The organism is Rhizobium sp. IBUN, assembly GCF_000510625.1.
Classification (GTDB): domain Bacteria; phylum Pseudomonadota; class Alphaproteobacteria; order Rhizobiales; family Rhizobiaceae; genus Rhizobium; species Rhizobium altiplani.
This window is the reverse complement of sequence record NZ_AZNV01000001.1, coordinates 394,742-410,802: the sequence shown is the minus strand read 5'-3', so window position 1 is coordinate 410,802 and position 16,061 is coordinate 394,742. Positions and strand designations below refer to the sequence as shown.

The 16,061-nt window shown below is 61.2% G+C and carries 18 protein-coding genes; 4 read left to right on the top strand and 14 right to left on the bottom strand.

The features are described from left to right. Positions 1–55: 55 nt before the first annotated feature. The 9 genes from sucD to sdhC all read right to left on the bottom strand — a co-directional run bounded on the left by sucD (position 56) and on the right by sdhC (position 8,729). A complete protein-coding gene (gene sucD / locus RHIBUN_RS0101910) occupies positions 56–961 on the bottom strand; it encodes a succinate--CoA ligase subunit alpha (RefSeq protein ID WP_025658192.1) in 906 nt (301 codons plus the stop codon). Between the two features lie 18 nt (positions 962–979). After that, a complete protein-coding gene (gene sucC / locus RHIBUN_RS0101905) occupies positions 980–2,173 on the bottom strand; it encodes an ADP-forming succinate--CoA ligase subunit beta (protein WP_025658191.1) in 1,194 nt (397 codons plus the stop codon). A gap of 40 nt (positions 2,174–2,213) precedes the next feature. After that, positions 2,214–3,176: a malate dehydrogenase gene (mdh, locus tag RHIBUN_RS0101900; RefSeq protein WP_025658190.1), complete on the bottom strand. Its 963-nt coding sequence runs from the start codon at positions 3,174–3,176 to the stop codon at positions 2,214–2,216. A 179-nt stretch (positions 3,177–3,355) separates the two neighbouring features. Then, on the bottom strand, positions 3,356–4,519 hold the full coding sequence (zapE, locus tag RHIBUN_RS0101895) for a cell division protein ZapE (RefSeq protein ID WP_025658189.1): 1,164 nt from the start codon (positions 4,517–4,519) through the stop codon (positions 3,356–3,358). A gap of 48 nt (positions 4,520–4,567) precedes the next feature. Then, on the bottom strand, positions 4,568–5,077 hold the full coding sequence (locus RHIBUN_RS0101890) for a protease inhibitor Inh/omp19 family protein (protein WP_025658188.1): 510 nt from the start codon (positions 5,075–5,077) through the stop codon (positions 4,568–4,570). Positions 5,078–5,300: 223 nt separating this feature from the next. Further along, on the bottom strand, positions 5,301–6,080 hold the full coding sequence (locus RHIBUN_RS0101885) for a succinate dehydrogenase iron-sulfur subunit (protein ID WP_025658187.1): 780 nt from the start codon (positions 6,078–6,080) through the stop codon (positions 5,301–5,303). Positions 6,081–6,092: 12 nt separating this feature from the next. Beyond that, positions 6,093–7,934 carry a succinate dehydrogenase flavoprotein subunit gene (gene sdhA, locus RHIBUN_RS0101880; RefSeq protein WP_025658186.1) on the bottom strand — a complete coding sequence of 614 codons (1,842 nt, stop codon included), beginning with the start codon at positions 7,932–7,934 and terminating at the stop codon, positions 6,093–6,095. A 7-nt stretch (positions 7,935–7,941) separates the two neighbouring features. Further along, positions 7,942–8,322, bottom strand: a complete 381-nt coding sequence (sdhD, locus tag RHIBUN_RS0101875; RefSeq protein ID WP_025658185.1) for a succinate dehydrogenase, hydrophobic membrane anchor protein — start codon at positions 8,320–8,322, stop codon at positions 7,942–7,944. Positions 8,323–8,333: 11 nt separating this feature from the next. Next, positions 8,334–8,729 carry a succinate dehydrogenase, cytochrome b556 subunit gene (sdhC, locus tag RHIBUN_RS0101870; protein WP_025658184.1) on the bottom strand — a complete coding sequence of 132 codons (396 nt, stop codon included), beginning with the start codon at positions 8,727–8,729 and terminating at the stop codon, positions 8,334–8,336. A 312-nt stretch (positions 8,730–9,041) separates the two neighbouring features. Between sdhC and RHIBUN_RS0101865 the strand changes: the two genes are divergently transcribed. After that, a complete protein-coding gene (locus RHIBUN_RS0101865) occupies positions 9,042–9,566 on the top strand; it encodes a hypothetical protein (RefSeq protein ID WP_025658183.1) in 525 nt (174 codons plus the stop codon). Here RHIBUN_RS0101865 and RHIBUN_RS0101860 read toward each other — a convergent pair. The 5 genes from RHIBUN_RS0101860 to tsaD are packed head-to-tail and all read right to left on the bottom strand — an operon-like array spanning position 9,556 to position 13,026. Continuing rightward, the gene (locus tag RHIBUN_RS0101860) at positions 9,556–10,203 is read right to left on the bottom strand and encodes a methyltransferase (RefSeq protein WP_025658182.1); all 648 of its coding nucleotides are present in this window, start codon (positions 10,201–10,203) and stop codon (positions 9,556–9,558) included. The two genes, RHIBUN_RS0101865 and RHIBUN_RS0101860, sit on opposite strands and share 11 nt — an antisense overlap. A gap of 7 nt (positions 10,204–10,210) precedes the next feature. Continuing rightward, positions 10,211–10,642, bottom strand: a complete 432-nt coding sequence (locus RHIBUN_RS0101855; protein ID WP_025658181.1) for an EVE domain-containing protein — start codon at positions 10,640–10,642, stop codon at positions 10,211–10,213. Positions 10,643–10,644: 2 nt separating this feature from the next. Continuing rightward, positions 10,645–10,938 carry a YciI-like protein gene (locus RHIBUN_RS0101850; RefSeq protein ID WP_018855761.1) on the bottom strand — a complete coding sequence of 98 codons (294 nt, stop codon included), beginning with the start codon at positions 10,936–10,938 and terminating at the stop codon, positions 10,645–10,647. Between the two features lie 10 nt (positions 10,939–10,948). After that, positions 10,949–11,932: an NAD(P)H-dependent glycerol-3-phosphate dehydrogenase gene (locus RHIBUN_RS0101845; protein ID WP_025658180.1), complete on the bottom strand. Its 984-nt coding sequence runs from the start codon at positions 11,930–11,932 to the stop codon at positions 10,949–10,951. Next, positions 11,929–13,026, bottom strand: coding sequence for a tRNA (adenosine(37)-N6)-threonylcarbamoyltransferase complex transferase subunit TsaD (gene tsaD, locus RHIBUN_RS0101840; RefSeq protein ID WP_025658179.1), 1,098 nt, complete (start codon positions 13,024–13,026; stop codon positions 11,929–11,931). The genes RHIBUN_RS0101845 and tsaD overlap by 4 nt, the downstream gene beginning before the upstream one ends. 73 nt (positions 13,027–13,099) lie before the next feature. Between tsaD and hemC the strand changes: the two genes are divergently transcribed. The 3 genes from hemC (at position 13,100) to RHIBUN_RS0101825 (ending at position 16,060) form a co-directional block, all read left to right on the top strand. Next, positions 13,100–14,029, top strand: a complete 930-nt coding sequence (hemC, locus tag RHIBUN_RS0101835; protein ID WP_025658178.1) for a hydroxymethylbilane synthase — start codon at positions 13,100–13,102, stop codon at positions 14,027–14,029. A 7-nt stretch (positions 14,030–14,036) separates the two neighbouring features. Continuing rightward, positions 14,037–14,744, top strand: coding sequence for a uroporphyrinogen-III synthase (locus tag RHIBUN_RS0101830; protein WP_025658177.1), 708 nt, complete (start codon positions 14,037–14,039; stop codon positions 14,742–14,744). An 89-nt stretch (positions 14,745–14,833) separates the two neighbouring features. After that, entirely contained in the window at positions 14,834–16,060 is a 1,227-nt protein-coding gene (locus RHIBUN_RS0101825; protein WP_025658176.1) for a COG4223 family protein, read from the top strand. The last annotated feature ends 1 nt before the right edge of the window (position 16,061 follow it).

The following is a 16,061-nucleotide window of genomic DNA, read 5'->3' as shown; positions in this document are numbered from 1 at the left end:
TCAAAGTCCAGACCCGGGCAAGCGGCGAAAACCGTTGCCCGGGTCATAGATTGGATTAGCCCTTGAGGACTTCAACCAGCGTCTTGCCAAGGCGCGCCGGCGACGGCGAGACGCGGATGCCGGCCGATTCCATGGCTGATATCTTCGATTCCGCGTCGCCCTTGCCGCCGGAAACGACAGCACCGGCATGACCCATGGTGCGGCCCTTCGGAGCCGTACGGCCCGCGATGAAGCCGGCCATCGGCTTCTTGCGGCCCTTCTTGGCTTCGTCGATCAAGAACTGTGCTGCATCTTCTTCAGCCGAGCCGCCGATTTCGCCGATCATGATGATCGAGGTCGTGGCTTCATCGGCCAGGAACATTTCCAGCACGTCGATGAACTCGGTGCCCTTGACCGGGTCGCCGCCGATACCAACAGCCGTCGTCTGGCCGAGGCCTTCGTTCGATGTCTGGAACACGGCTTCGTAGGTCAGCGTGCCGGAGCGCGAAACGATACCGACCGAACCCTTGCGGAAGATCGAGCCCGGCATGATGCCGATCTTGCATTCTTCCGGCGTCAGGATGCCCGGGCAGTTCGGTCCGAGCAGGCGCGACTTCGACTTGTCGAGCTTAGCCTTGACGCGCACCATGTCCATGACCGGGATGCCCTCGGTGATGCAGGTGATGAACGGGATTTCGGCCTCGATCGCCTCAATGATCGCGTCAGCGGCGCCTGCCGGCGGAACGTAGATCACGGTCGCATCGGCGCCCGTCCGTTCCTTGGCTTCGGCAACGCTTGCGAAGATCGGCAGCACCGTGCCGTCGACGCCCGACGACCAGGTTTCGCCACCCTTCTTCGGGTGAATACCGCCGACCATCTTGGTGCCGTAATAGGCAAGCGCCTGTTCGGTGTGGAAGGTGCCGGTCTTGCCGGTCAGGCCCTGAACGAGAACCTTGGTGTCTTTGTTGACGAGAATAGACATTCTTTCGGTCCTTCCGGATTAGGCCTTGATCGCCGCGACGATCTTCTTCGCCGCGTCGTCGAGATCGTCGGCAGCCGTAATCGCCAGACCCGACTCGTTGAGGATTTTCTTGCCGAGTTCGACGTTGGTGCCTTCGAGGCGAACGACGAGCGGAACCTTCAGACCGACTTCCTGCACAGCTGCGACAACGCCTTCGGCGATGACGTCGCAACGCATGATGCCGCCGAAGATGTTGACGAGGATGCCCTCGACCTTCGGGTCAGCCGTGATGATCTTGAAGGCTGCAGCGACCTTCTCCTTGCCGGCGCCACCGCCGACGTCGCAGAAGTTTGCCGGCTCCTTGCCGTAGAGCTTGATGATGTCCATCGTCGCCATGGCAAGGCCAGCGCCGTTGACCATGCAGCCGATGTTGCCGTCGAGGGCTACGTAGGCGAGATCCCACTTCGAGGCCTCGATTTCCTTGGCATCCTCTTCGGTCTCGTCGCGCAGCGCCTTCACGTCGTCGTGGCGGAACAGCGCATTGCCGTCGAATGACATCTTGGCGTCGAGAACGCGCAGGTGGCCGTCCTTCATGACGATCAGCGGATTGACCTCGAGGAGAGCCATGTCCTTTTCGCCGAATGCCTTGTAGAGGGCCGGGAACAGCGACTTGGCGTCTTCGGCGGCAGCGCCGCTCAGTTCGAGAGCCTTGGAGATCGCAGCAACGTCAGCAGCGGTGACGCCGGCTTCCGGGTCGATAGCGATCGTGTGGATCTTCTCGGGCGTATCGTGAGCGACAGCCTCGATGTCCATGCCGCCTTCGGTCGAGACGACGAAGGCAACGCGACCGACCGAACGGTCGACCAGCAGCGAGCAATAGAGTTCGCGTGCAATATCGGCGCCGTCTTCGATGTAGAGGCGGTTGACCTGCTTGCCAGCTTCGCCCGTCTGCGCCGTTACCAGCGTGTTGCCGAGCATTTCCTTGGCGTGACCAACGACTTCGTCAATCGACTTGGCGAGACGAACGCCGCCCTTGGCGTCGGGGCCGAGTTCCTTGAACTTGCCCTTGCCGCGGCCGCCGGCATGGATCTGGCTCTTGACCACGTAAAGCGGGCCTGGAAGCGACTTGGCAGCAGCTTCGGCTTCCTCGACCTTGAGGATCGCCACACCTTTTGCGACCGGCGCGCCATAGCCCTTCAGCAGAGCCTTGGCCTGATATTCATGAATATTCATGGATCTATTCCTGTTTGGATTGCGTCAGCGCGCGGTCTGATTACTTCAGCGCAGGCGCAATGTTGATGCAGGCTTCGCAAAGACCGGCGACAGCAGCGACCGACCTGTCGAAGGCTTCCTTCTCGGCCTTGTTGAGGTCGATCTCGATGACGCGCTCGACGCCACCGGCACCGATAACAGTCGGCACGCCGACATACATGTCCTTGACGCCGTACTGGCCAGTCAGCTGCGCTGCGCAAGGCAGGACGCGCTTCTTGTCCTTGAGGTAGGACTCGGCCATTTCGATCGCGGAAGCAGCCGGCGCATAGTAGGCCGAGCCGGTCTTCAAGAGGCCGACGATTTCCGCACCGCCATCACGGGTACGCTGGATGATTTCTTCGAGGCGTTCCTTGGTGACCCAACCCATCGTGACGAGATCCGTCAGCGGAATACCGCCAACCGTCGAATAGCGGGCGAGCGGCACCATCGTGTCGCCATGGCCGCCGAGAACGAATGCCGTGACGTCCTGTACGGAAACGTTGAATTCCTGTGACAGGAACAGGCGGAAGCGCGACGAGTCGAGAACGCCCGCCATGCCGACGACCCTGTTGGCCGGAAGACCGGAGAACTTCTGCAACGCCCAGACCATCGCGTCGAGCGGGTTGGTGATGCAGATGACGAAAGCGTTCGGGGCATACTTCTTGATGCCGGCGCCGACCTGTTCCATGACCTTGAGGTTGATGCCGAGAAGGTCGTCGCGGCTCATGCCCGGCTTGCGCGGCACGCCGGCGGTGACGATGCAGACATCAGCACCCTCGATCGCCGAATAGTCGCTGGCGCCCGTCAGGTTGGCATCGAAGCCCTCGACCGGAGAGGACTGAGCGATGTCGAGGCCCTTACCCTGAGGAATGCCGTCGGCGATATCGAAGAGAACGATGTCACCCAACTCCTTCAGACCGGCGAGATGCGCCAGCGTGCCCCCAATCATGCCAGAACCAATGAGTGCGATCTTGTTACGCGCCATTTCGCTGTTTCCTTTGCGATCAAAATTCGTCAGGCGACGCGCGGAGGGGCATCGCCCAATGCCGCAATCGCATAGCTCCAAAGCCAAAAAATGGCAAACGATTATTTTTGAGCAAGGAATTTCAATCGTTTAGATCATAAATTTCTTACGTAAACGTAAGATTATTTTTCACCAAAACGTTACTCTGCGGCCCGCCGCTCGTGGTGCAATGCAAGATATTCCAAACTGCGCATTTCGAAAAGTCGCGAGACAGTACGATCGAATTCAAAGCCTTCGGTACCACGCGCCTGTGTCAGCAAATTTTCAGGCATCGCCGCAGCGGAGACATAGAGCCGTGCCGCATGATCGTAAAGTGTATCGATCAGGATGATGAAGCGCTTGATCTGGTTTCGCTTGTCTGGCCCCAGCAGCGGCACATGATCGACGAAGATGGCGTCGAAGCGTTCGGCAATGGCCAGAAAGTCCGCGGCACCCAGCGGCTTTTCACAGAGATCAGCGAACGAAAACCGCGCCAGCCGATCGACTGCCAGCGGCACATGGATCGACCGCCCTTTCATCGGAATGTCCAGCGGCTGCGCCTTTCGGCCGTGAAGCGCCTGCGTCCAGGATGCATCCATGGCCATGTCGGTCCGGTTATCGATCGGCGTCAGATAGACCGGCTGGCTGTCGAGCTTCTCCATCCGATAGTCAGTCGGCGAGTCCAGTGTCACGATCTCGACGTTCTGCTTCAGCAGATCGACGAAGGGCAGGAACAGGCTTCGATTGAGGCCGTCCTTGTAGAGATTGTTTGGCTCGACATTGGAGGTCGCGACCAGCAGGCACCCGCGACGGAAAAGCTCTGAGAAAAGGCGTGACAGGATCATCGCGTCGGCGATGTCAGTCACGGTAAACTCATCGAAGCAAAGCAGTTCGGCTTCGTCATAGAGGGCAGCAGCGACGACCGGAATGGGATCGGCCTGCTTGGTCTCGCCCTGCTTGAGCTTCAGCCGGTGCGCCGCAATGCGGTTGTGCACGTCGGCCATGAATTCGTGGAAGTGCGCGCGCCGCTTCTTCGCGCAGGGCGCCATTCCGAAGAACATATCCATCAGCATCGTCTTGCCGCGTCCGACGCTGCCATGAATGTAGAGTCCTTTGACTGCTTCCGACGGCTTCTTCTTGTTGGCGAACAACCAGCCGAGAGCGCTTGCCTTTGCCGCCGGCCGCCGCTGCTTCAACCCCGACAGTACCCGATCCAGGCATATCGCCACGTGCATCTGGGCTGAATCGATTTGAAGCGCGCCCGAAGCCGTCAGCGACTTCAATTGTTCGCTGACGCTCAGGGTGTAGTCTGGCATGGGTTGCATAAAGGAGGTCCGCCTATGCAGGACCGGCGGCCTTCGCCGCCGGATCTTTTAACGGCTGAGGCTGATCGGCTGACCGGTATTGGTCTGGCCGCTGAAAGCGTTGTCGGCGGTCTTGTAGACGCTGCCGATCTGGTTGCCGCTGCGGTCCTTCAGGATAACCTGCTTGCCTGAAACTTCCCAGGAGCCCATCGCCGTCAGTTCGCCGACGCAGCCGCGCGTACCCCCGCGCGAGCCGCTGCCGAGATTGGTGAGCGTCAGGAACATGTCGCAGGAGCCGTTGACGCGCCAGCTACCGACCATCGATTCCTTCGTGACATCCATCGCATTCGCAGCCATCGCGCCGGGCTGGCCGCCGGCGACTGGCGCCGTGGCCGTTGGAGCGGCGGGGAATTGGGAAGCACCGGAAGGCGGCGGAAGCTGTCCGCCCTGAACCGAGGGAACCGGCTGGGCCGTCAGCGGCGCCGGCTGGCTATAGCTTGCATTGTCATAGGCGGTGCGCTGGCAGCCAGCTAACGACAGAATAACCACGAGACCTGTCGCCATATGTCTGAACTGCATCATCATACTCCTGATTTTTCCAGTATTGCCCTGAAGTTGCCGCGCAATCACGGCGGAATTATCTTGAAAGGCTGTACTGAATCAAGCCAGCGCGAGGAGAAATTGTGTCGATGTGGGAGCAACGCCGTAACGCCGAGACAAATTTGGCGCAATCCCGGACAGATTAAGGCTTCGCGAGCGGATAAAGAAAAGGGCCGCATCCGCGGCCCTTTTGCTGGATTGATCAAACACGACGCTCGACCATCATCTTCTTGATTTCGGCGATCGCCTTGGCGGGGTTCAGGCCCTTCGGGCAGGTCTGCGCGCAGTTCATGATCGTGTGGCAGCGATAGAGTCGGAACGGATCCTCGAGATTATCGAGGCGTTCGCCGGTCGCTTCGTCGCGGCTATCGATCAGCCAGCGGTAAGCCTGCAGGAGAACGGCCGGACCGAGGTAGCGGTCGCCGTTCCACCAGTAGCTCGGACAGGAAGTCGAGCAGCAAGCGCAGAGAATGCACTCGTAGAGGCCGTCGAGCTTCTGGCGGTCCTCATGGCTCTGCTTCCATTCCTTGGCCGGCGTCGGCGAAACCGTCTTCAGCCATGGCTCGATCGAGCGGTGCTGGGCATAGAAGTTGGTGAGATCCGGGACCAGGTCCTTGACGACAGGCAGATGCGGCAGCGGATAGATCTTCACCGCGCCCTTGATGTCGTCGAGACCCTTGGTGCAGGCGAGTGTATTCGTGCCGTCGATGTTCATCGCGCAGGAGCCACAGATGCCCTCACGACAGGAACGGCGCAGCGTCAGCGTCGGGTCGACCTTGTTCTTGATGTAGAGCAGACCGTCGAGCACCATCGGACCGCAATCGTCGACATCGATATAGAAGGTGTCGATCGACGGGTTCTGTCCGTCATCCGGGCTCCAGCGGTAGACGCGGAATTCGCGAGTGTTCTTCGCGCCCGCTGGCTTCGGCCATACCTTGCCTTCGCGGATCTGGGAGTTCTTGGGAAGAGCGAGTTCAACCATGTCCGGTTCCTTTTAGTACACGCGAGCCTTGGGCGCGATCTTCTTGGGATCGATGCCCTCTGCGATGAGCTCGGTGTGAACCGGGCGGTAGTCGAGCTTGACGTCGCCTGACTCGTTGACCCAGGCAAGTGTGTGCTTGCGCCAGTTGACGTCGTCACGGCCGGCAAAAGCGCCTTCCGTGTAGTCTTCGCGTGCGTGCGAACCACGGCTCTCCTTGCGAGCCTCGGCGCCGTAGATCGTCGTGATGGCGTTGGCCATCAGGTTCTGCAGCTCGAGGGTTTCCACGAGGTCGGAGTTCCAGATCATTGAACGGTCGGTGACCTTGATGTCGCGCATTTCCTGCCAGATGGCCGAGATGCGCTTGCAGCCCGACTCCAGCGATTCCTGCGTGCGGAATACGGCGGCGTCTTCCTGCATGGCGCGCTGCATCTTCTCGCGCAACACCGCCGTCGGCGTGCCGCCGCTGGCATTGCGCAGGCTGTCGAAGCGATCCATGATCTTATCGCAGGCAGCGACGTTGAGATGCGGGATCGGCGCGGCGCGATCGATGACCTCGCCCGCGCGGATCGCAGCGGCGCGGCCGAAGACCACGAGGTCGATCAGCGAGTTGGAGCCGAGACGATTGGCGCCGTGCACCGACGCGCAACCGGCTTCGCCCACGGCCATCAGGCCGGGGATGATGCGCTCCGGATTGGAGCTGTCGGCATTCAGCACTTCGCCCCAGTAGTTCGTCGGAATGCCCCCCATGTTGTAGTGAACGGTCGGCAGAACCGGGATCGGCTCGCGCGTCACGTCGACGCCGGCGAAGATTTTGGCGCTCTCGGAAATGCCCGGCAGGCGCTCGTGCAGCACGGCCGGATCGAGATGGTCGAGATGCAGGAAGATGTGGTCCTTGTTCTTGCCGACGCCGCGGCCTTCGCGGATCTCCAGCGTCATGCAGCGCGAAACGACGTCGCGCGAGGCGAGATCCTTCGCCGAAGGGGCATAGCGTTCCATGAAACGCTCGCCCTCGGAGTTGACGAGGTAACCGCCTTCGCCGCGCGCGCCTTCGGTGATGAGACAGCCCGAACCGTAAATGCCGGTCGGGTGGAACTGTACGAATTCCATGTCCTGCAGCGGCAGACCGGCGCGGGCCACCATGCCGCCGCCGTCGCCGGTGCAGGTGTGGGCAGAGGTCGCCGAGAAATAGGCGCGGCCGTAGCCGCCGGTCGCCAGCACCACCATCTTGGCGGCGAAGCGATGGATCGTGCCGTCATCGAGGCACCAGGCGACGACGCCGGTGCAGCGGCTGCCGTCATCCGACATGATCAGGTCGAGCGCGAAATACTCGATGAAGAACTCGGCGTTGTTGCGCAGCGACTGACCATAGAGCGTGTGCAGGATCGCGTGGCCGGTACGGTCGGCAACGGCGCAGGTGCGCTGCACCGGCGGGCCCTCGCCGAAGTTCTGCATGTGGCCGCCGAACGGCCGCTGGTAGATCTTGCCTTCCTCGTTGCGTGAGAAGGGTACGCCGTAATGCTCAAGCTCATAGACCGCCTTCGGCGCCTCCATGGTGAGATACTGCATGGCGTCGACGTCGCCGAGCCAGTCGGAGCCCTTGACAGTGTCGTAGAGGTGCCACTGCCAGCTGTCGGGCGTCATATTCTGCAGCGAGGCGGCGATGCCGCCCTGGGCAGCGACCGTGTGCGAGCGGGTCGGGAATACCTTGGTGATGCAGGCGGTGCGGAAACCCTGTTCGGCCATGCCAAGCGTGGCGCGAAGACCGGCGCCGCCGGCGCCGACGACGATCACATCGTATGAGTGATCGACGTATTTGTAGGCCTTCCCATTCTGAGCGGGTGAAGTCGGTGCCATGATACGGTTATCCTACAAATGCAATTTTCAGAATGGCGAAGAGACAGAGCCCCGCCATCAGGATCGAAAAGAAGGTGTTCAGCATCAGCAGGGCGATCTTGGTGAATTCGCCATGAACGTAGTCCTCGATGATGACCTGCATGCCGAGCCGCATGTGAATGACGCCGGAAACGACCATCAGGCCCATGACGACCGCAACAAGCGGGTTCGACAGGGCGTGAACCACGTCGGCATAAGGCTGGCCCGCGTGCATGATCATGAAGATGATGAAGAAGAGAAAAAGCGGCACGTTGGCAACCGCCGTGACGCGCTGGCGCCAGAAATGATCGGTTCCTTCCTTGGCCGAGCCAAGGCCGCGAACCTTACCCAGGGGGGTGCGCATATCCATGAGAACAACCTTCAGAAGCGAATGAGGAAGCCGATCACCCAGACCAGCACGGTCAGACAGAGCGATATGACGATCGAAGCTTGAGCCATCTTGGTCGAGACTTCCTTGTCGAAGCCGTAACCGAGATCCCAGACGAAGTGACGGAAACCGCCAACCATGTGGTGCAGAAGCGCCCAGGTGTAACCAAGCAGCACGAGCTTGCCGACGACACTTCCGAGGATCCAGTTGACCCAGTCATAGTAGGCTTGGCCAGTCGCAGCGGCAATCAGCCACCAGGCGACCAGTAGCGTCCCGACGTAAAGCGCGCCACCGGTAATACGGTGAACGATCGACATGACCATGGTGGGGATTGGTTTGTAAATTTGCAAATGCGGCGACAGGGGCCGGTTATTTGTCACATTCGCCATCAGAACCTCGCGGCGTCTTCTCTGCGCTCCTCCATCAGGGAGCATTCAAGGCGATCACACGAATGACAAATTTCTTTGTGTGCGTCGCATCAATGGCGACGTTTAATCACGTAAGCCCCTAACGACAAGTATAATTGCACCCCCAATTTAATTTAATCGATTTGCGTCTCTGGGTGGCGCGAACTGCGCTTGACGGCCCGGCCCGCGCTTGGCGCGAACGGCATGGCCAGACGTCTTCTGGACATTCGGCGGCTTTTGGCGCATTTTGCAGTTAACGCTTTGTTAAGCATTTCATTTTCGGAGATCCGCGCGATGCTGAAGACTATGTCCGCGCTCGTTTCACTTGTCGCCGCTGTTTTGATCGCACTGCCGATGTCGGCGGACGATTTTGGGAGGGGTTCATTCTCTCGCCACGGTGGTAAGGGAATCTTCAGGCATCACGCGCCCACGATCGTCGGTCGGCCCTTTTTTGGATGGAACGACGGACGCATCCGATTCTCGGATGGTTCCAAACGGTTCGGCCATCGCTTCGGTCGGACGCCCCTAATCAAGCGTGCGTCATTCCCGTATCGCGGCAATAGTGGTTATCGCGGTTATGGCGGACGCAACATCATCGTCCTCGTTCAGTCGCCGACAGGCACAGGCGTAAGCGGCACCTATTCGGGATCGTCCTACGTGTATGACGCCGACGGCGGGACTTACGTCACAGCGAGCGGCTATAGCGTCGGTGCCCAGCAGAGAACCATTACCCTTGCGCCAATGGCCAAGGTGATCAACGTGACCACAAAGAGCAGCAGCTGCTCCTACGAGGCCGGCGTCTGCGTTATCAGGCCGTGAAGCGCCAAACGGTCGTTTTCTTCACCTCGCTGTCTTCAAGCGCCCGGGTAACCGGAACCTCGTAGACTGCGCAGAATTCCAGGTTCCCCTTGGGAAGATAGCTGCGTCCCGGATCCCCGACGACGATGGCGATGCCTTGGCGACTGAGCATCTTGAACCATGGAACGATCGCGGCCGCAAAGCCGGCGTCGTAGAAGACGTCGCCGGCGAGCAGAATGTCAGCCTCGACGTTGCGGCCGATCAGATCGGCACCAATAAAATCGATATCCACCTTGTTCAGTTCGGCGTTCAGCCACACAGCGGTTTCGGTCCAGGGGTCGATGTCGGCGGCAACGACCTTCGCCGCTCCCGCGAGCTTTGCCGCAATCGCAACAAGGCCGGAACCCGTGGCAAAGTCGAGGACGCATTTGCCAGCAACGATATCAGGATGGTCGAGTACGTAGCGTGCCAGCCCTTGGCCGCCCGCCCAGGCGAATGCCCAGAAAGGCGGCGGCAGGCCGATTTCCGCAAGCTCCTCTTCCGTCTTCAGCCATAGCTCGTGGGCTTCGTCCGCCAGATGCAGCCGAATTTCGGGCACATGCGGCGGCGCCATTGGACTGGTATTCGCGCGGATGAAGACCTCGGGTTCGGTTTTCAACGGCGGCTCACCGCGGCGGATTGTCGAGGCCACCCAGCCGGCAAATCTCGAGATACTCTTCGTCTGTTACCGGCTGGACCGAAAGCCGCATGGAAGTGACGAGCGACATCTTGGCAAACTTCTCGTTGGCCTTGATGTCCTTCAGCGAAACCGGCTTGGGGATATCGCAGACGGCGCGAATGTCGACGCAGTCCCAGCGGTCATCGCCGGCTGCTGTCGAGTCCGGGTGAGACAGAGCGCAGACCTCGACGATACCGACGATCTCGAGACCTTCGTTGGAGTGGTAGAAGAAACCCTTATCGCCAAGCTGCATCGCCCGCATGTTGTTGCGGGCAAGATAGTTGCGGACACCGGTCCATTCGGTGCCCTTCTCGCCGGCCGCCTTCTGCTGCTCCCACGACCAGGAAGCGGGTTCTGATTTGTAGAGCCAATGCGCCACGCTCAAGCCTCCGGATTGTTGAAGACCCAATTGAAGGGCTTGATGTCGACGCTCTCAAAAAGGCCGGCCTTGGCGTAGGGGTCGCTGTCCGACAGCGCCTTCGCCGCTTCGATCGTATCGGCATGAATGATGACCAGGCTGCCGCAGGGCTTGCCATCAGCGTCGAGAAACGGGCCAGCCATCTTCAACACGCCCTCGGCATTGAGCTTGTTGAGATGTTCCACATGGGCGGGCCGCGCCTCCATGCGGACGTTGAGGTGATCGGGCTTATCCTTGCAGAGGAGGGCAAAAAGCATATCGGAACTCCTATTCAGTCGTAATCGGACGCGTCATGAGCTGATCGATGGCCTCGGCAATTCCGAGCTTGCCTTCGATGATAGCGGATACGGCATCGGTAATCGGCATGCTGACATTGAGCGACTGCGCAAGGCGCGATGCAACAGCCGCCGCAAAAGCGCCCTCCACGAGTTCGCCATGAGTGGGATCGACGGTCTCGCCGCGACCCAGGGCAATGCCGAAGCGCAGGTTACGAGATTGATGGCTGGTTGCCGTCAGCACCAGGTCGCCAAGGCCGGACAACCCGCGTACCGTGTCTGCCTGCCCGCCTTTGGCGACCACAAAGCGCGACATCTCGGCAAGCCCGCGCGCAATCAGTGCCGCTCGCGCAGAGTCTCCGATGCCGGCGCCCTCGACAATGCCGCAAGCGATCGCCAGAACGTTCTTCAGCGCTCCGCCGAGCTGGACACCAATCCGGTCTGACGAGGCATAAAGCCGGAATGTTCGGCCAGAGATCGCATGCGCCAGCCTTTCGGCAACATCGATATCCGCAGCGGCGATCGCCATGGCAGTCGGCAAGCCCTTGGCGATATCGGCGGCAAATCCCGGCCCCGATAGCACGGCGATAGGGTGGCCCGGTATCTCGCGCTCCAGCATGTCGGTCAACAGATTGCCGGTTGTCCGCTCAATGCCCTTTGCACAGGTCACGACGATCGCATTGTTCTGGAGATAGGGGCGGTATTGACTTGCCGCATCCGCCTGCGCCTGTGAGGGCATCGCGAAGAGGACAATGTCGGCGTCGCTGATCGCGTCCGGCTCGGCAGAGAAGGCGAGCGACTCCGGCAAGGCGATGCCGGGCAAGACAGCGTCATGCAAATGCTCAGCCTTCAAGTCCGCGATCAGCTCAGGATCTCGGCCGACGAGCGTCACCGCGTTGCGCTCGGTCAGCGCGATCACTGCGGCAAGCGCGGTTCCAAAAGCGCCAGCTCCGATAACAGCGATCTTCTCGCTCATGCTTTCGCTCCCCGTTTGCCAAAGCCAAGCAGAGTTTCGGCGTTGGAATCCAGCGGCCAGCGCGAACGCGGCTGCACATCGAGATCATCCGGCTCGACGCCTGTCGCCATGCGCTCCAGGCCCGCCCACGCGATCATCACGGCGTTATCGGTGCACAATCTGAGCGGCGGCGCGACAAAGCGAAAGCCATGCTTGTCGCAAAGCGACTGCAGGGTGCTGCGAACCTCAAGATTGGCAGCGACCCCTCCGGCAACCACGAGCGCCGGTCCGCCGTCGACCTGCGGAAACTCAGCCTTGAAGCGCTCCAGCCCGCGGCCAATACGATCCTTCAGCGTTCGCGAGATCGCCTTCTGGAACGAGGCGCAGATGTCCGCGACATCCTGCTCCGTCAATGGCGCGATGTCGGTTGCCGCCTGGCGTACGGCCGTCTTCAGGCCGGAAAACGAGAAATTCAACTTCGCCTCGCCGACCAGAGGTCGCGGAAAATTGAAGCGGTCCGGGTTACCGGTCTTGGCCGCGCGCTCGACCGCCGGTCCGCCGGGATACGGCAGGCTCAGCAACTTCGCCGTCTTGTCGAAGGCTTCGCCGAGGGCATCGTCGATCGTCGTGCCCCAGCGCTCGTATTGCCCGACACCCCGGACAAGAATAAGCTGCGTATGGCCGCCGGAAACGAGCAGCATCAGATAGGGAAATGACAGCCCATCCGTCAGCCGCGCCGTCAATGCGTGCCCTTCGAGATGATTGACGGCGTAGAGCGGCTTTCCGGACGCCTTGGCGATCGCCTTCCCGGTCATGAGGCCGACGAGCAGACCGCCGATGAGGCCAGGCCCAGAGGTTGCCGCGATGGCATCGATATCGGAGAGCGACACATTGGCGCGTTTCAAGGCTTCGTCGATCAGCGTATCGAGTGCCTCGACATGGGCGCGGGCTGCAATCTCCGGCACAACGCCACCATAGGCGCTGTGCTCCTCGAGCTGGCTCAAGACGACGTCCGAACGCACCGTCGGCTGCCCGTCGACGGCTCGCTCGACCACAGCCGCGGCGGTTTCGTCGCAGCTTGTTTCGATGCCGAGAATGCGTAGAAAGGGCGCCATGAAACCTGATCGTTGATTGCGATGGGTCTTAAACCTGTTTACGAGGAACTCCGGTAACAACGGATCAATGCGGATGCAAACAAAACCTTTCCGGATCGGTACTCGAGGCAGCCCGCTGGCGCTCGCCCAGGCTCACGAAGCACGTGACAGGCTGATGGCGGCGCATCGAGTGCCGGAAGACATGTTCGAAATCGTCGTGCTGAGCACCAAGGGCGATCGCATCACCGACCGCTCGCTGGCCCAGATCGGCGGCAAGGGACTTTTCACCGAGGAGCTTGAGCAGCAACTTGCGAGCGGCGACCTCGACATTGCCGTACATTCTGCCAAGGACATGCCGACACAGCTTCCAGAGGGGCTCTGTCTTTCGGCCTACCTGCCGCGCGAGGACGTCCGGGACGCGGTGATCGGACGCACTGCGCCAAAACTGATGGACCTGCCCCACGGCGCGACGGTCGGCTCCTCGTCGCTTCGCCGTCAGGCGCTTATCCGCCGCATGCGGCCAGACATCAACGTCATCACCTTTCGTGGCCTCGTCGATACGCGGCTTAGAAAGCTGCAAGAAGGCCAGGTCGACGCCACGCTGCTTGCGCTTGCCGGCTTGAAGCGGCTCGGCAAGGTCGAGGTGATAACCGATATCCTCGCTGCGGAAACCTTTCCGCCCGCGCCGGCACAGGGCGCCATCTGCATTGAAAGCCGCATCGGCGACACCCGCATCGATGACCTGCTTGCGCCCATCAACGATGCCGCGACCTTCGACGCGGTTTCTTGTGAAAGGGCCTTCCTTGCCGCCTTGGACGGCTCCTGCCGCACGCCGATCGGCGGTTACGCCGTTTGCGAAGGCGACCAGGTCCGCTTCTCCGGCTTGATCATCACGCCTGATGGCCGCAACCAGCATGCCATCAGCGTCGATGGTCACAGGCGCGATGCGGCCGCCTTGGGCACCCGCGCAGGGCAGGAGATCCGCGCCCGCGCCGGCAGCAGTTTCTTCGGCGACTGGAGCTGAGGTCGCGATGCGCGTGCTCGTGACCCGTCCTCAGCATTCGGGCGAGCGCACCGCCAAGCGTCTTCGCGAGTTGGGACACGAACCGATATTGCTGCCGCTGTCGCATCCGGTTCACGACGCCAATGAGGCGTTGCGTGGCTTGAGCACGACCAAGGGCAGCATCGCGATCACCAGTGCCGAAACGATCCGGGCGCTCGCAGCCCATGACGCCGAGCTGGCCGTTCATCTCGCACGCCCCGTCTTTGCGGTCGGAGAGGCGACGGCTGAGGAAGCGCGGGCGATCGGCTTTAGCTCTGTCACGGCATCGGGCGGCAGCGGCGCCGAGCTTGCTGAGACGATTGCGAAGAAGGCAAGTGGCCCCGTTCTCTATCTGGCGGGATCGCCGAGAGCGGAGACCTTCGAGAAGCGTGCAAGCGAAATCGGCCTGCGGATTACCGTCGCGGAGTGCTACCGGATGGAGCCGACGCCGATCGCGCCGTCAACCCTGCACTCGATCTTCGCGCATCAACGGCCGGAGGCGATCCTGTTTTTCTCGCGCCAGACAGCAGAGGACTTCTTCCGTGCGGCTGAGCCGCAGATGCGACCCGATCAGGCAGATGGAATACGTCTTCTGTGCCTCAGCAAATCCGTTGGAGAGGCGGTCCCAGCGTCGTTGCGGGGCGCTGTGAGCATTGCGGCGATGCCGGAGGAGCGCAGCCTTTTGTCGCTCCTTTGAACGCCCTGCGTGCCCAAATTTCGTCTAACCTCTTTCCTTGTCTGGCATCACTGACTAGTTTCGTTGCATTGCATAATTAAGAGGGTCTCATGGCACCAGGAAATCCGCCTCGCCACTCGAAGAGCACCGAGAAGCCGGTCACTATCGATCTGGATAAGCAGGAATTTGCTTCTGCCAAGGATGCCGAAACGAAAGCCGAGGAACCGGTCGATGTGCCGAAACCCGGCGCCGCGGATGAGCCTCCAGCACAGCCTGAATTGACCGACGAGCCATTGCCTGACGAAGCGCCAAGGGCTGCAGCCGAACCCGCACCCCAGACGAACGAGCCGGCACCGCCAGCACCACCCACCTTCCCGCGCAACAGTACATCGGGCCTAATCGCCGCCGGCATTTTCGGTGGCCTGATCGCGCTTGTCGGCGCCGGCGCCATTCAATATGCCGGTTATCTGCCCGGCTCGTCCGCGCCTGCTTCACCCGCTGCCGATGTCGCCAATCTTTCGGCTGAAATCGACGGGCTCAAGCAATCGGTCGCCAATCTTGCCGCTGCCCCCGCCACGTCCGATAACGGCGCGCTGGAACAGCGTATTGCTGCGCTGGAAGCGACGGCCAAGACCCCGCCGGCTGCCACCGACACGGCAAAGGTCGATGCTTTCAATCAGAAGATCGCCGACCTGACCGGCCAGATCGACCAGCTGCGGGCCGCCGTCTCCCAGACAACGGAACAAAAAGCCGCCGATGGCGCCGATATCGCGCAACGCCTGGCCGAGATCGAGAAGAAGCTGAACGAACCACGGCGCGACGTTGCCGTCGCCAAGGCGATCGCAGCCGCCGCTTTGAAGGCAGCGATCGATCGCGGCGGACCGTTTGTTGCCGAGCTCGACACTTTTGCCGGCGTCTCTCCTGACGATCCGGCTGTTGCAGATCTGCGAAACTTCGCCGAAACCGGCGTTCCCTCGCGCGCCGAACTGATCCGCCAGGTCCCAGATGTTGCAACCGCGATCGTCGGTTCCGTCAATCAGGCCAATCCTAACCAGAGTTGGTCCGACCGGTTGATGGCAAGCGCCAGGTCGCTGGTAACGATCCGCCCCGTCGGCAATATTGAGGGTGAGAGCGTCGAGGCGATTGCCGCGCGCATGGAAGACAAGGTGAAGAACGGCGACCTGCAGGGCGCCGCGTCCGAATGGGCCGATCTGCCTGCTCAGGCAAAACAGGCCTCCGCCGCCTTCAAGCAATCGCTGGAAGCCCGCATCCGCGTCGAGGATCTTGTGGGCAGTGCCCTGTCCAACGCGGTCTCCAGCGCCGGCAAGGAGGGCTGAG

What these genes read in the sequence shown, in the direction of transcription:
- sucD (WP_025658192.1), bottom strand. Translation starts at nt 961, where the DNA reads ATGTCTATTCTCGTCAACAAAGACACCAAGGTTCTCGTTCAGGGCCTG.
- sucC (WP_025658191.1), bottom strand. Translation starts at nt 2,173, where the DNA reads ATGAATATTCATGAATATCAGGCCAAGGCTCTGCTGAAGGGCTATGGC.
- mdh (WP_025658190.1), bottom strand. Translation starts at nt 3,176, where the DNA reads ATGGCGCGTAACAAGATCGCACTCATTGGTTCTGGCATGATTGGGGGC.
- zapE (WP_025658189.1), bottom strand. Translation starts at nt 4,519, where the DNA reads ATGCAACCCATGCCAGACTACACCCTGAGCGTCAGCGAACAATTGAAG.
- RHIBUN_RS0101890 (WP_025658188.1), bottom strand. Translation starts at nt 5,077, where the DNA reads ATGCAGTTCAGACATATGGCGACAGGTCTCGTGGTTATTCTGTCGTTA.
- RHIBUN_RS0101885 (WP_025658187.1), bottom strand. Translation starts at nt 6,080, where the DNA reads ATGGTTGAACTCGCTCTTCCCAAGAACTCCCAGATCCGCGAAGGCAAG.
- sdhA (WP_025658186.1), bottom strand. Translation starts at nt 7,934, where the DNA reads ATGGCACCGACTTCACCCGCTCAGAATGGGAAGGCCTACAAATACGTC.
- sdhD (WP_025658185.1), bottom strand. Translation starts at nt 8,322, where the DNA reads ATGGATATGCGCACCCCCCTGGGTAAGGTTCGCGGCCTTGGCTCGGCC.
- sdhC (WP_025658184.1), bottom strand. Translation starts at nt 8,729, where the DNA reads ATGGCGAATGTGACAAATAACCGGCCCCTGTCGCCGCATTTGCAAATT.
- RHIBUN_RS0101865 (WP_025658183.1), top strand. Translation starts at nt 9,042, where the DNA reads ATGCTGAAGACTATGTCCGCGCTCGTTTCACTTGTCGCCGCTGTTTTG.
- RHIBUN_RS0101850 (WP_018855761.1), bottom strand. Translation starts at nt 10,938, where the DNA reads ATGCTTTTTGCCCTCCTCTGCAAGGATAAGCCCGATCACCTCAACGTC.
- RHIBUN_RS0101845 (WP_025658180.1), bottom strand. Translation starts at nt 11,932, where the DNA reads ATGAGCGAGAAGATCGCTGTTATCGGAGCTGGCGCTTTTGGAACCGCG.
- tsaD (WP_025658179.1), bottom strand. Translation starts at nt 13,026, where the DNA reads ATGGCGCCCTTTCTACGCATTCTCGGCATCGAAACAAGCTGCGACGAA.
- hemC (WP_025658178.1), top strand. Translation starts at nt 13,100, where the DNA reads ATGCAAACAAAACCTTTCCGGATCGGTACTCGAGGCAGCCCGCTGGCG.
- RHIBUN_RS0101830 (WP_025658177.1), top strand. Translation starts at nt 14,037, where the DNA reads ATGCGCGTGCTCGTGACCCGTCCTCAGCATTCGGGCGAGCGCACCGCC.
- RHIBUN_RS0101825 (WP_025658176.1), top strand. Translation starts at nt 14,834, where the DNA reads ATGGCACCAGGAAATCCGCCTCGCCACTCGAAGAGCACCGAGAAGCCG.